The 12,491-nt window shown below is 69.2% G+C and carries 11 protein-coding genes; 2 read left to right on the forward strand and 9 right to left on the reverse strand.

From position 1 onward, the window contains the following. Positions 1-3 precede the first annotated feature (3 nt). The 8 genes from VET29_RS43890 to VET29_RS43925 all read right to left on the reverse strand — a co-directional run bounded on the left by VET29_RS43890 (position 4) and on the right by VET29_RS43925 (position 9,699). Complete coding sequence (locus VET29_RS43890) at positions 4-1,182, reverse strand: acyl-CoA dehydrogenase family protein (RefSeq protein ID WP_324933534.1); 1,179 nt, start codon at positions 1,180-1,182, stop codon at positions 4-6. Between the two features lie 27 nt (positions 1,183-1,209). Then, entirely contained in the window at positions 1,210-2,394 is a 1,185-nt protein-coding gene (locus tag VET29_RS43895; RefSeq protein ID WP_324933537.1) for an acyl-CoA dehydrogenase family protein, read from the reverse strand. A 120-nt stretch (positions 2,395-2,514) separates the two neighbouring features. After that, positions 2,515-3,681, reverse strand: a complete 1,167-nt coding sequence (locus VET29_RS43900; protein WP_324933540.1) for an epoxide hydrolase — start codon at positions 3,679-3,681, stop codon at positions 2,515-2,517. Between the two features lie 232 nt (positions 3,682-3,913). Next, complete coding sequence (locus VET29_RS43905) at positions 3,914-4,849, reverse strand: alpha/beta hydrolase (protein WP_324933543.1); 936 nt, start codon at positions 4,847-4,849, stop codon at positions 3,914-3,916. 127 nt (positions 4,850-4,976) lie between these two features. Next, positions 4,977-6,380 carry an MFS transporter gene (locus VET29_RS43910; RefSeq protein WP_324933546.1) on the reverse strand — a complete coding sequence of 468 codons (1,404 nt, stop codon included), beginning with the start codon at positions 6,378-6,380 and terminating at the stop codon, positions 4,977-4,979. A gap of 50 nt (positions 6,381-6,430) precedes the next feature. After that, the gene (locus tag VET29_RS43915) at positions 6,431-7,204 is read right to left on the reverse strand and encodes a DUF899 domain-containing protein (RefSeq protein WP_324933549.1); all 774 of its coding nucleotides are present in this window, start codon (positions 7,202-7,204) and stop codon (positions 6,431-6,433) included. Between the two features lie 73 nt (positions 7,205-7,277). Beyond that, positions 7,278-8,417: a Gfo/Idh/MocA family oxidoreductase gene (locus VET29_RS43920; protein ID WP_324933552.1), complete on the reverse strand. Its 1,140-nt coding sequence runs from the start codon at positions 8,415-8,417 to the stop codon at positions 7,278-7,280. Between the two features lie 55 nt (positions 8,418-8,472). Next, the gene (locus VET29_RS43925; RefSeq protein ID WP_324933555.1) at positions 8,473-9,699 is read right to left on the reverse strand and encodes an MFS transporter; all 1,227 of its coding nucleotides are present in this window, start codon (positions 9,697-9,699) and stop codon (positions 8,473-8,475) included. A gap of 283 nt (positions 9,700-9,982) precedes the next feature. Between VET29_RS43925 and VET29_RS43930 the strand changes: the two genes are divergently transcribed. After that, positions 9,983-10,297 (forward strand): helix-turn-helix domain-containing protein, encoded by a 315-nt coding sequence (locus VET29_RS43930; RefSeq protein ID WP_324933557.1) that lies wholly within the window; start codon positions 9,983-9,985, stop codon positions 10,295-10,297. Positions 10,298-10,336: 39 nt separating this feature from the next. Further along, positions 10,337-11,074 (forward strand): DUF2182 domain-containing protein, encoded by a 738-nt coding sequence (locus VET29_RS43935; RefSeq protein ID WP_324933560.1) that lies wholly within the window; start codon positions 10,337-10,339, stop codon positions 11,072-11,074. Between the two features lie 374 nt (positions 11,075-11,448). Here the strand turns inward: VET29_RS43935 and VET29_RS43940 are convergent, their stop codons facing one another. Then, positions 11,449-12,489 (reverse strand): carboxymuconolactone decarboxylase family protein, encoded by a 1,041-nt coding sequence (locus VET29_RS43940; RefSeq protein ID WP_324933563.1) that lies wholly within the window; start codon positions 12,487-12,489, stop codon positions 11,449-11,451. Between the last annotated feature and the right edge of the window lie 2 nt (positions 12,490-12,491).

Below are 12,491 nucleotides of genomic sequence, written 5' to 3' on the forward strand. Positions count from 1 at the left end.
CTCCTAGATGAGATGGGTGTTGGGCTCCAGGCCGCACAGCACGCGCCCGTAGAGCTCGAGGTTGGTGTCCGGGTGCAGGAGACCGTGCAGGCTGACCGTCTGGGCGTCCCGCTCGATGCGCTGCATCGGCACCTCGGTGTAGATGGAGGAGCCGCCGCTCGCGTTGTTGAGGATGTCGACGGCCTCCTTGGCCCGCGCGGTCGCCGCACCCATGTCCATGCGCGCCACCGCCCGTTCCGCCATCGTCCACGGCGCGCCGGCGGCGGCCTTGTTGTCGACCCGCTCGGCGGCACGGCGGACGTGGAACGCCGACTGGTCGATCCGCACGGTGGCGTCGGCCACCTGCAGGTGCGTCAGCGGCGCCTCGTTCTGCTTCTCGTAGTTGGTGTAGGTGATCTTCCGGTTGGGCAGCCGCTCGAGGAACGCCTCCCGCGCGGCACGGGCCATGCCGAGCGGCACCGCGCCGGCCAGCGCGGCCGCGGACGGCGAGAACGGGGCCCGCCACACCACCGAGTCGGCGTTCAGCTTCGAGGGGATCCTGTTCTCCATGAGCACGGGCAGCAGCTGCACGACGTGTGCGTCCGGCACGAACAGGTTGTCGGCGATCGTCGTGACGCTTCCGGTGCCGCGCAGGCCGACCGTGTGCCAGTCGTCGACGATCGTCAGGTCCTCGGCGGGCACGGCGATCACGACCGGGACGATGGTGTTCTCGTCGATGGCCTGCACCGCGGAGTGGACGAACCACTGGCTCTGCAGGATGCCGGTGCTGAACGGCCACTTGCCGTTCAGGATCACGCCGCCCTCGGCCGGCACGGCCATCCCGTTCGGACTGACGCTGTTGCCGATCCGCACCTCGGGGTCGGCGAAGATCTCGTCCTGCGTCTCGTCGGGGAACAGGCCGGCCAGCCAGAAGCCGATGGACCATGTGTTCATGCTCCACCCGACGGAGCCGTCTCCCCTGGCCAGCTCGGCGATCACGTCGACCACGGTGGTCGTGGTGGACTCGAAACCGCCGTAGCGGGTGGGCACCCGCAGCTTCAGCAGGCCGGCGTCGAGCAGTCCACGCACGACCTCCTCGTGCAGTACCCGGTTCTCCTCTTGCCACGCGGCGTGCTTGCGGATCAGGTCGACCAGATCCGTCGCCCGACCGACGAGCTCGCTCCGCGTCGGTGTCTTCGTCATCTGTGCTCCTCGAAAATCGTGGCAGGTCTAGATGAAGGTCGTGTTGGGCTCCAGGCCGCACAGCACGCGCCCGTAGGTCTCGGCGTTCGTGTTGGGGTGCATGATCCCGTTCAGGTTGAGGGACTGGATGTCCCGCTCGATCCGCTGGATCGGCACGCCGGAGTAGATGGACGAGCCGCCGCTCGCGGTGTTGAGCACGTCCACGGCCTCCTTGGCCAGCCGGCAGACCACGCCGGCGTCCATGCGCGCGGCGGCCCGCTCCTCGATCGACCACTGCTCGCCGGTCCCGGTCTTGCCGTCGATGCGGCCGGCCGCGCGGTGCAGGTGGAACTCGGCCTCGTCGATCTTCACCGCGGCCTCGGCCACCTGCAGGTGGGTCAGCGGCGCCTCGTTCTGCTTCTCGTAGTTCGTGTAGGTGATCTTCCGGTTCGGCAGCCGCGCCATGAACAGCTCCTGCACGGCACGGGCCATGCCCAGCCCCGGCGCGGCGCCGACCACGGCGGCCAGCGGCATGAACGGGGCCTGCCATGCCTGGGCGTCCGCGTTCTCCTTCGACAGGTGCCTGCCCTCCATCAGGACGGGCAGCATCGGCAGCACGCGAGCCTGTGGCACGAAGACGTCCTTGGCGACGGTCGTCACGCTTCCGGTGGCGCGCAGGCCGACCGTGTGCCAGTCGTCGACGATCGTCAGGTCCGACATGGGCACGGCGATCGCGGCCGGCACGAACCCACCGTCCTCTGTGGGCAGCAGGGCGGAGTGGACGTCCCAGGTGGCGTGCGGGGCACCGGTGTTGAAGTGCCACTCGCCGTTGAGGATCACGCCGCCGTCGGCCGGCGCGGCGATGCCGCCCGGGCTGACGCTGCCGCAGATCCGGACGTCCGGGTCGGCGAAGATCTCGTCCTGCACCTCGTCCGGGAACAGGCCGGCCAGCCACGAGCCGAGCGTCAGGGTGCCGATGGTCCAGCCGGCCGAGCCGTCGCCGCGGCCCAGCTCGGCGATCGCGTCGACGACCGTCCTGGTGTCCGCCACGTTGCCGCCGTAGCGTGCCGGGACCCGCAGCTTCAGCAGTCCCGCGTCGACGATCCCCTGGAGGACCTCATCGTGCAGGACCCGGTTCTCCTCTTGCCACGGGGCGTGCTTGCGGATCAGGTCGACCAGATCCGTCGCCCGCCGGACAAGCTCAGGCGCAGGCGACGCCTCGATGATCGTCATCTGTTCTCCTCGAATACGATGGCAGGACGATTGACAGTCAAAAACCACTCTGGCACGGCGTGCGGAAACGCACGTCTCCCGAATTGCTGAGCTTCGCGACCGGATTCGTGGCGGGAGAACTCAGTCCTGTTTCAGCGACCGGGCGAAGTCGCGGACATCGGTGACATACAGGTCCGGTTCCTCGAGCGCGGGGTAATGCCCGCCGCGGTCGAACTCCGACCAGTGCGTGATCGTCGGCACCACCCGGTCGGCGAAACGGCGCAGCGGAAGGACGACGTCGTGCGCGAAGACCGCGATACCCACCGGCATGGTCAGCTCCCACGGACCACCCCAGCTGCCAACGAGGTTGTCGCTGTCGCGGTCGAGTGACTCGTAGTAGAGCTGGGCCGACGAAGCCGCCGTGGCGGTCAGCCAGTAGACGGTGACGTTCGCGAGCATCAGGTCGCGGTTGACGGCGTCCTCCGGCACGGACCGGGAGTCGGTCCACTCCCGGTACTTCTCCATGATCCACGCGAGCTGCCCGACCGGCGAGTCGGTGAGGCCGTAGGCCACCGTCTGCGGGCGGGTGGCCAGCAGCTTGAGGTACGCCGACAGCTCCCGGTCGAAGTGCACGAGCCTGCCGATCCGCGCCATCTCCGCCTCGTCGAGCTCCGCCAGCTCGGCGGGGTCCTGCGGCGGGAACGTCGCCAGCGTGTTCAGGTGCACGCCCGCCACGTGTTCGGGATCGGCCATGCCCAGCTCCAGCGCCACCATCATGCCCCAGTCGCCGCCCTGTGCCACGTACCGCTCGTAGCCGAGCCGGGCCATCAGCTCGCGCCACGCCCTGGCGACCCGGTAGTGGTCCCAGCCCGTCTCGCTGGTGGGGCCGGAGAAGCCGTAGCCGGGGATGGCCGGGATGACGACGTGGAACGCGTCCGCCGGGTCACCGCCGTGCGCGCGCGGGTCGGTCAGCGGGCCGATGACGTCGAGGTACTCGACGAAGGAGCTCGGCCACCCCGGCGTGATCAGCAGCGGCCTGGCGCCCGGCTCCGGCGACGTGACGTGTACGAAATGGACGTTCGCGCCGTCGATCTCGGTGACGAACTGCGGCAGCTCGTTCAGGCGGGACTCCATGGCCCGCCAGTCGAACTCGGTACGCCAGTACTCCGCCAGCTCCTTGAGGTAGGCGGCGGGCACACCCCGCGCCCAGCCCATGCCGGGTATCTCGTCCGGCCACCGCGTACGCGCCAGCCTGCTGTTCAGGTCGTCCAGTTCGGACTGTGGTGTCTCGATGCGGAAGGGTCGCACAGCGCACCGCCTCTCAGTGGGATGCTCTGAGCTTCCTTTCCCCGAGATCTCCCGACAAGGTCTGTCGAAGATCCGCCGGCACTACGGCATTCTGGGAGAAGTCGCCGGCCGGGCAATCTCGAAGATGTCGTCCCCGGCCGGCCTCCTCCATACTCGACATCGCAGAGAATGCGTCCACAGGGGAGTGTCGATGTCGGACAACCGCGCCAGCGCCGAGCCGCTCGGTCGAGGGTCAGCCGAAGAACCGGTTGAGCTCGTCGACCACGGTCCGGGGCGCCTCCTCGACGAAGTAGTGACCCACGTCCGGTATCACGACGACCTCCACGTCGGTGCCCTGCTCGGGCAGCGTCGCCCGCATCTGGGCGGCGAACAGGCCGTCGGCCATGTTGGACACCAGGCCGAGCATCGGCGCGGTGACCTTGTCGTAGGTGCCGAGATCGGCGATGTCCTGGTCCCAGGTCGCGTACCAGGCGTTGGAGCCACTGATCGCGCCCTCGCGTTCGTAGGCGTCGGCGAAGACCGCACGGTCCAGCTCGGTCACCGCGGCGGGGTTCTCCGTGAAGTTGTCGAAGACCCAGTCCAGGAGGTAACGCACCCGCCCGGCCAGTAGCCGTTCCGGCAGGCCGTCGACGTGGTTGAACGCGAACCACCACGGGAAGAAGGAGGAATCCCGTTGCGGAAGAATGGGGATCTCCCGCAGCGACGGGTCGGGGTGGAGCACGTCGAGCAGCGCGACCTTGCGGGTGGCCTCGGGATGGTTGGCCGCGAAGCTGAAGGCGACCTGCGACCCGATGTCGTGGCCGGCGATGTCGACCTCGTCGTAGCCGAGCACCCGAACGAACTCGCGGATCACCCCGGCCATCGACTTCTTGTCGTAGCCGGACTCGGGTTTGTCGGAACCGCCCATGCCGGGAAGGTCCACCGCGATGACCCGGCGGCCGGCGGACGCCAGCTCGGGCATCACCTCGTGGTACTCCCACCAGGTCTGCGGCCAGCCGGGCAGGAGCACCAGCGGGTCGCCCTCCCCGCCGGCGACATGGTGCAGACGGCAGCCGGCCGCGGTGACGTAACCGCTGCGGAACTCGCCTGCCATCGACCGCGCCAACTCCTCGTCGGTCGGGACGGTCGTGACAGTGCCGCCTCTTTCGGTGCCTCTTTCGATGGTCATTCCAAACCTCTTTCTGGCGGAATGACGGCAATATCCGTCAAATCAGTACTATCAGTAATTATCTCCGATGGTTGAGACGGATTCGCTTCCCAACGTGCTGTCCGTCGCGGACTGTCGCCCCGTCAGGTCAAACCCGTGACGACAGCTCCGAGACCGGCTCGGTCTCGCCGTCCTTCTCGACGGCTCGGGGGCGCAGGCCGGACCAGATGAGCACCACGCCGACCGAGGTGACCGCCACGTTGACCACGAGTGCCATGTGGACACCGGCGAGCACGCCGGTCTGTGTGGCCACGACCGCGCCGAGGATCGGGATGCCGATCGTGATGGCCACCTGCTGGGTGAGCGTGGCCAGGCCGGTGGCCAGGCCCTGCTCGGAGTTGGGCAGCCCGGACGTGGCGGTCACCATGAACGACACGATCGCGGTGATGTGCCCGTAGAAGCCTATGAACAGCATGGGGATCAGCAGCCAGAGGCTGGCACGGTCCGCGCCGAGCAGGATCAGCGGCGCGTTGAACACCGTCTGCACGAGCAGGCCCCCGGTGAGCACGGCGCGTTGGCCGTACCGGGAGATCATCGGGCCCGCGGTGAGCCCGGCGGCGATCGAGGCCAGCCCCGGCACACCGAGGACCAGCCCCGTGACGAGCGGCGTGAAGTGCAGCACCTTCTGGAGGTACAGCGTCATCAGGAAGATCAGCGCGCTCTCCATGGAGAACACCACCAGGCCGGCGATGTTGCCCCACTTGACCGTCGGCCGGCTCAGGATGCGCACCGAGGCCAGCGGGTTGCGCGCCCGGAGCTCGACCAACCAGAAGACGCCGAGCAGCAGCAACCCGCCGACCAGCGCGTACACGCTGCGGTTGGTGACGCCGAAGGCGAAGGCGAGCAGGCCGGCGGTGACCGTCACGGCGCCGGGGAGGTCCAGCCTGACCCTGGCCGGGGTGCGGCTCTCCTTCACCAGGAACGGCGTCACCGCGAGGATGAGCAGCGCCACCGGCACGTTGATCAGGAACGCCCACCGCCAGCTCAGCGCGCCGACCAGGAAGCCGCCGACCAGCGCGCCGACGGTGAACCCCGCCGACAGCAGCGCGCCGTTGTAGCCGAGCACCCTTGCGCGCTGCGGGCCCTCCTCGAACGTCGTGGTCAGCAGCGAGAGCGCGGCCGGCGTGGCGATCGCGGTGGAGAAACCCTGCACGGCCCGCGCGGCCAGCAGCAACCCAGGATCGCTGGCGAGGCCACCGACCAGTGACGAGACCGCGAGCAGCGCGATCCCGGCCAGGAACAGCCTGCGCCGGCCGAACAGGTCCGCGATCCGCCCGAACAGCAGCGAGAAGCCTGCTGTCGGCAACGCGTAGGCCGTCACGATCCACGGCAGGTCGGACAGGCCCAACCCCACCCCGGCACCGACCTGGGGAAGAGCCACGTTCAGGATCGAGAAGTCGACCGACATCATGAACTGCGCGCCGAGCAGCAGCAGAAGAATCCAGCGCTGCTGGGCGGTGAACCTGGTCGACGTGTCGGTTTTCGTCGTCATGACCGGAAATCCCTACTGCTTGGCGTCGTGCTCACGGGAAAGGGCTCGAATCAGCCGGAGTTGCCCGCACCACCGATGACGGCGGGGTCGTACTCGTCGTGGCGGCGCAGCCATTCCATGATTCCGCCCGAGCCGCGGCCCGGCGGTTTCTCCCAGCCCTCCTGACGGCCCCGGGCGGTCAGGTCGAGCCAGTTGTACGTGCCGTTGAGCAGGTCGTCGCCGCGGCTGTAGCAGGAGTACGTGTGGAACACCCGGTCACCCTGGCGCAGGAACGCGCTGACGCCCTGTTCCTCGCCACACCAGTTCTCCCAGCTCGGATCCTTCTGCACGAGCTGTTGGTAGTTCAGGTAGTTCCACTCGACCGGCCGGATCGACGCGTCGAAGCTGACGTGGAAGTCGTAGTTGAAGTCGCTGCCGTAGGACGAGTACCACGGCGTGTGCCAACCCATCCGCTCCTTGTACTTCTCCAGCTTCGGCAGCGGCGCCCGCGAGACGGCCACCAGCGAGGTGTCCCGCGCGTGGAGATGGCTGAGGTGGCCGACGTTGTCCTCGAAGAAGGAGCAGGACGGGCACGCCGCGTCGTCGTCCGGGCCGAACATGACGTGGTGGATCAACAGCTGGCCGCGGCCGTCGAACATGTCGAGCAGCCTGGCCTCGCCGTGCGGGCCCTCGAACACGTAGTCCTTTGTGATCTCCACCATCGGCAGCTCGCGGCGGGCGGTGTTCACCGCGTCGCGATGCCGGGTCAGTTCCTTCTCTTTCTCGAGAAGTTCCAGCCGGGCGGCGAGCCATTCTTCGTGGGTGACGACTTTCGGGTCCGACATTTCCTCTCCTCGTTCGGCGGTATTCCAGTGACAATAATCGCGCCGCCCGGCGGACCGCGCACGCCGACCGCCGTCAGACCTTGACCCAGCCGGAGTCGAGGTCCGCGGACCGTTCCACCGCGTCCAGAACGAGCTGGACCTGTAGCGCGTCGTCGAACGACGGCGTCGGGTCCTCGCCGGCCGCCACGGCGGCGACGAAGTCACGCACCTCGTGGACGAACGGGTGCTCGAAACCGACCGCGCAGCCGGGGGGCCACGTGCCGGACATGTGCGGGTGGTTCGGCTCGGTCACCAGAATCCGCCGGAAACCGCCCTCGGTGCGCGGCCCGGCGGCCTCGTAGAACTCCAGCTCGTTCTGGCGGTCCAGGTCGAACGCCACGGACCCGAGCGAGCCGTTGATCTCGACCCGCAGCGTGTTGCGGTGCCCGGTGGCGAACCAGGTCGCCTCGTAGCTGGCGACCGCGCCGCCGTCGAGCCTGGCCGTGAACAGCGCGGCGTCGTCGACGGTGACCGGTCCGTCGCCATCGCCGTCGGGCAGCGGGCGCCGCCGCACGAACGTCTCGGTCAGCGCGCTCACGCCGGTGACCAGCTGGCCCGTCACGTACTGGGTCAGGTCGATGATGTGCGACCCGAGGTTGCCGATGGCCCCGGAGCCGGCCCGGTCCCGCTGTAGCCGCCACACCAGCGGAAACGCCGGGTCCGCGAAGAAGTCCTGCAGGTAGGTCGCGCGCACGTGGTGGATCGTGCCGAGCCGCCCGTCGGCGACCAGCCGGCGCATCTGCCCGACCGCGGGCAGCCTGCGGTAGTTGTAGCCGCAGAACGCCCGCACCCCCGCCGACCGCGCCTCGGCCGCGGCGTCCGCCATCTGACGGGCCTCCGCCACGGTGTTGGCCAGCGGCTTCTCGCACACGACGTGCTTGCCGGCGGCGAGCGCGGCCGTGACGATCTCCGCGTGGCTGTCGCCGGGCGTGCACACGTCCACGACGTCGATGTCCTCGCGGGCCACCAGCTCCCGCCAGTCGGTCACGTGCTCCTCCCAGCCGAGGCGGGCCGCGGCGGCCGCGACGTTCGTCTCGTCCCTGCCGCAGAGCGCGACCATGCGCACGCGAACCGGGAGGTCGAACACGCGGTTCGTCATCTGCCACGCGTGCGAGTGCGCGACGCCCATGAAGGCGTAGCCGACGAGCCCGACTCGCAGCTCTCCGTTACCCACGATGATCACCTCTCAGCGTCGGAGAATCTCCAGTGAGCGCGTCCTCGTGGTCGGGTCAGGCGGCTTCGGCGGCCGGCTCGGACTCGGCGTCCCGCTCGGCCTGCTCCTCGACCACCGGCGGCCTCAGCCGGCTGGTGGCCAGGGCGACCGCGATGCCGAGCACGGCGATGCCGAGGCCGACGAGCACCGGCGCCGAAGGACTCCTGCTGATGGCCAGGCCGCCGGCGATCGGACCGAGGGCGACGCCCACGTTGACCGCGGAGGCCGGCAGCGAGGACGCCAGCTGGCCACCGGGGCCGGCGAGGCTGACCACCCGGAGCTGCAGCGACGGCGTCATGCCGAAGGCGAACACGCCCCAGACGAGCAGCACCAGCGCCACGAGGACCGGGCTCGAGCCGACGAGGTAGAGCACCAGCAGGGCCACCGCGGTGCCCACGGTCGCGACGACCAGCGCGCGAGCGGCGTTCTTGTCGGCGAACCGGCCGCCGCCGAACGAGCCGACCGCCGTGGCCGCGCCGTAGGCGAACAGGAACAGGCTGACGGTCGCGCCGGTGATGCCCGTGACCTCCCGCAGGAACGGCACGATGTAGGTCAGCGCCGAGTACAGCGACGCGAAGACCACGCAGCTCAGTCCCAGCACGGCGAGCACCCGCGGGGCAAACGCATACCTGACCTGGCCGACCACGTCGTCACCGCTGCCGGGCACCGAGGGGACCACCGCCACCGCGGCGACCAGTGCGAGCACGGCGAAGGCGACGATCGCGACGAACGAGCCGCGCCAGCCGAGCCCCTGGCCGAGCAGCGTGCCGAGCGGCACCCCGAGCGCGGCCGACACGGCGACACCGGACAGGACCATGGAGATGGCCCGGCCGGCCCGTTCCTTCGGCACGACCGACATCGCCGTCACGAACGCGACCGCGATGAACAGGCCCTGAACGGCGCCGGCGACGGCACGCGCCGCGACGAACAACCCGAAGCTCGGCACGAGCACCGGCACCAGGACGGCCACGATGAAAGCCGCGACCGAGCCGATGAGCACGAACCGCCGGTTCAGCCTGATGGTCGACGCGGTCAGCAGCGGACCGCCGATCGCGATCCCCAGCGCGTAGGCGGTCACGAGCGTGCCCGCCGCGGGAATGGAGACCCGCAGGTCGGCCGCGATCAGGTCGAGGACGCCGACCACGAGCAACTCGGCACAACCCAGTACGAACGTGCCAAGAAACAGCGCGGCCAAGGTGAGGTTCGCCCTGTTCCGGCCCAACTCCGCTCCTTGGATACTCATGCGCACCTTCCTCGTCGTCCTTGCCTGGAATTCCCCTGTGACATGGGGCGACCCGACCTTTCGCACATCAGACGACTCCCGGAAAGAATGGTGCACGCCCGAAGCTGGTTCATCTTCGAAGGTGCCGCATCGCGGAAGTCGCTGGTCAGGCCGTCGCTGTGGTGAAGTTACTTCCATCACAGTAGCCCGGGCACTTGCATCACGCAAGTCGAGGGTGAATTGCCTTTGATCTGTGCGCGTTTGCGAGCTTGTATCACACAAGTCCTGGGGTACGCTCGGTTGCATGCTGGGACGGCTCTACCCGGGTCAGGACAGCTCTACGGCACGGGCACTCGAGATCGTCGGCGAGCGCTGGAGCCTGCTCATCGTGCACCACGCGTTGTTCGCCGGGACCTCCCGTTTCACGGACTTCCAGCGCACTCTGGGAATCTCACCCAACATCCTGGCCAAACGGCTGGACGATTTCGTGGCCGCCGGCATCTTCGAACTCCGCAGGGACGAGGGCAGGCACGCCGAATACGTACTGACGAGCAAGGGTCGCGATCTGCGACCGGTCATCGTCGCATTAACCCGTTGGGGTGACCACTGGGCATCCTGAGGTGACACGGGATAGTCTGCATAGTCGCGAGGTGACGCGATGGTGGTCGAACATTTCACCTACATGAGTGGATTGAGACGGCACCAGCTAGTGGTGGCGTCGGTCGCGCTCGCCGTCGTCGTCGCGCTGGGTTGGTACTTCACGGTGCGCCAGGCCGAGGGCATGGACGGCATGGCGGGCACCATGGGCCTGGGGCTCGGGGCGTTCCTGCTGATGTGGCTGCCGATGGTCGTGGCCATGATGTTCCCGGCCGCGGTCGCCTCCGCCACGACGGCGGTCCGTGCGCATCCCGCGCGTGCCACGGTGTTTCTCGTGGTGTACCTGGCCGTGTGGATGGTCTTCGGTCTGGTCACCTACGTGGTGCTGGCGGGCGCCGAGCGGGTGCTGTCGATCCCGCCGGACGGCCAGAAATGGCTGGCCGCCGGGATCTACCTGGTGGCGGGGGTGTACCAGTTCGTACCCGCCAAGACCCGCTGCCGCGAGCTGTGCCGGTCGACGAGGCCGGCCGCCGACTACGGAGACGTGGCCCGTACCGCGGCGCGGCACGGGTTGACCTGCATCGGCTGCTGCGCCGGTTTCATGGTGGTCCTCATCGCCGTGGGAATGGCGAACCTGGTCGCGATGGCCCTGCTGACCGTGGTCATCTTCGCGGAGCGTTTCTTCTGGCCCAGCACGGTTTCCCGCGTCGCCGGCGCGCTGCTCCTGGTGGCCGCCGTGCTCACGCCGTTCGTGTCGTGGCTGCACCCCGGCCTACCGGGCCCAGCCCCAATGATGTGAGTCCCTTGGAGGAGAACGACATGGCCGCCGACCCCGTCTTCTGCACCGGCTGCGAAGGATGCCCGGAGGGCGATCGCCACGAGAGCTGCAAGTGCCCACTCAAGAGCGAGTGCACGTGCGAGCTGGATTCCTGCCGCCCCAGCTGATACTCAGCCCTGGGACAGGGCCATCACGACGCCCGCACCGAGCCGCGGATGCGCCGAGCAGGGGGCGATGCTCGCCGACGCCACCAAGCCACGCCTCAACGCGTGGCACCGGCCTTGCTCGGGATGCGCAGGCGGGTGCCTAACCGCGCCGGGCGAGACTCGCCCGGCGCGGCACCAGCACCCAGCCACCACCAGTGAGCCGACACCCCGCGAACCACCAACCACGCCTCACCCCGCGGCGCCGGCCTCGCTCGGAATCCGCAGCAGGCTGCCCAGGTGTCGTGCCGTGGTGAGGCTCGACCAGGCGGTCAGGTCGATCAGGGCCCGGTCGTCCGGTGCTGTCGAGCGGAACTCGTCGATCGCGGTCTGGTCCACCTGGTAGGACGCCAGTGCGGTGAGCAGGGCCAGGCGGCCGGCGGGGCGGTCGGGCACCTCCAACTCCCCGACGGCGTCCTCCACCCACGCGCGGCTCAGGCCGAGCGGCCGGCCGTCCCAACCCTCCAGGCTGGCCAGCACCAGCTCCCGCACCGCCGGCGGGACCGACCGGCGCCCGGCCTCCTCGATGACCGCCGCGCTCCTCGCGTACGCGCCGGCGATCGCCGAGTTGGTCGCGGCCCACGACAGGTCCTCGGGCAGCTCGGCTTCCGGCAGCAGATCCAGCGACGTCCCGGGCCGCGGTCCGGCACGCTCCGCCGACTTGATCAACCACACGAGCACCCGCCGCACCACCGCCAGCGCCGACCTCGGCGCGCCCGGCGGCAGCGGGACCTCCCCGAGAAAGATATTCACCATCCTGTTCAGGTACTGCATGATCACCGCCGTCCCCACCAGCTCCGGGGTCTGTTCCGCGGTGAACGGCGCGGACACGCCGGCGGCACCGGCCCACGCCGCCGCCGCTCGCGACGACGGGTCGGCGATCTCGCCGTCCCGGTAGCCGACCAGGTTCGTCAGCATCGAGTCGTGCATGGTGATGCAGAACGGGCACTCGTTGCTCTTCGAGACCGCCGTGCAGACGGCCTCCTTCCACGCCCTCGGCGCGGATCCGGGCACCAGCAGCACCTCACGCAGCATCAGCCAGCACGCCGCCAGGACGTCCGGTGCCGGCGCGTGCAGGATCACCGGCGGCGCCAGCACGCCGAAGTCCCGCTCCAGCTCCCGGTAGACCCGCGCCACGTCACCCTCCGCGGCGTCGTACGGCACCGCCGAGACCTGCCGCACCTGCACGGTCGACAACCCGCGCAGGCCGATCTGTACCAGTTTCCCTCGCATGT

It is taken from the genome of Actinophytocola sp., from assembly GCF_035634895.1.
Taxonomy (GTDB): Bacteria; Actinomycetota; Actinomycetes; order Mycobacteriales; family Pseudonocardiaceae; genus Actinophytocola.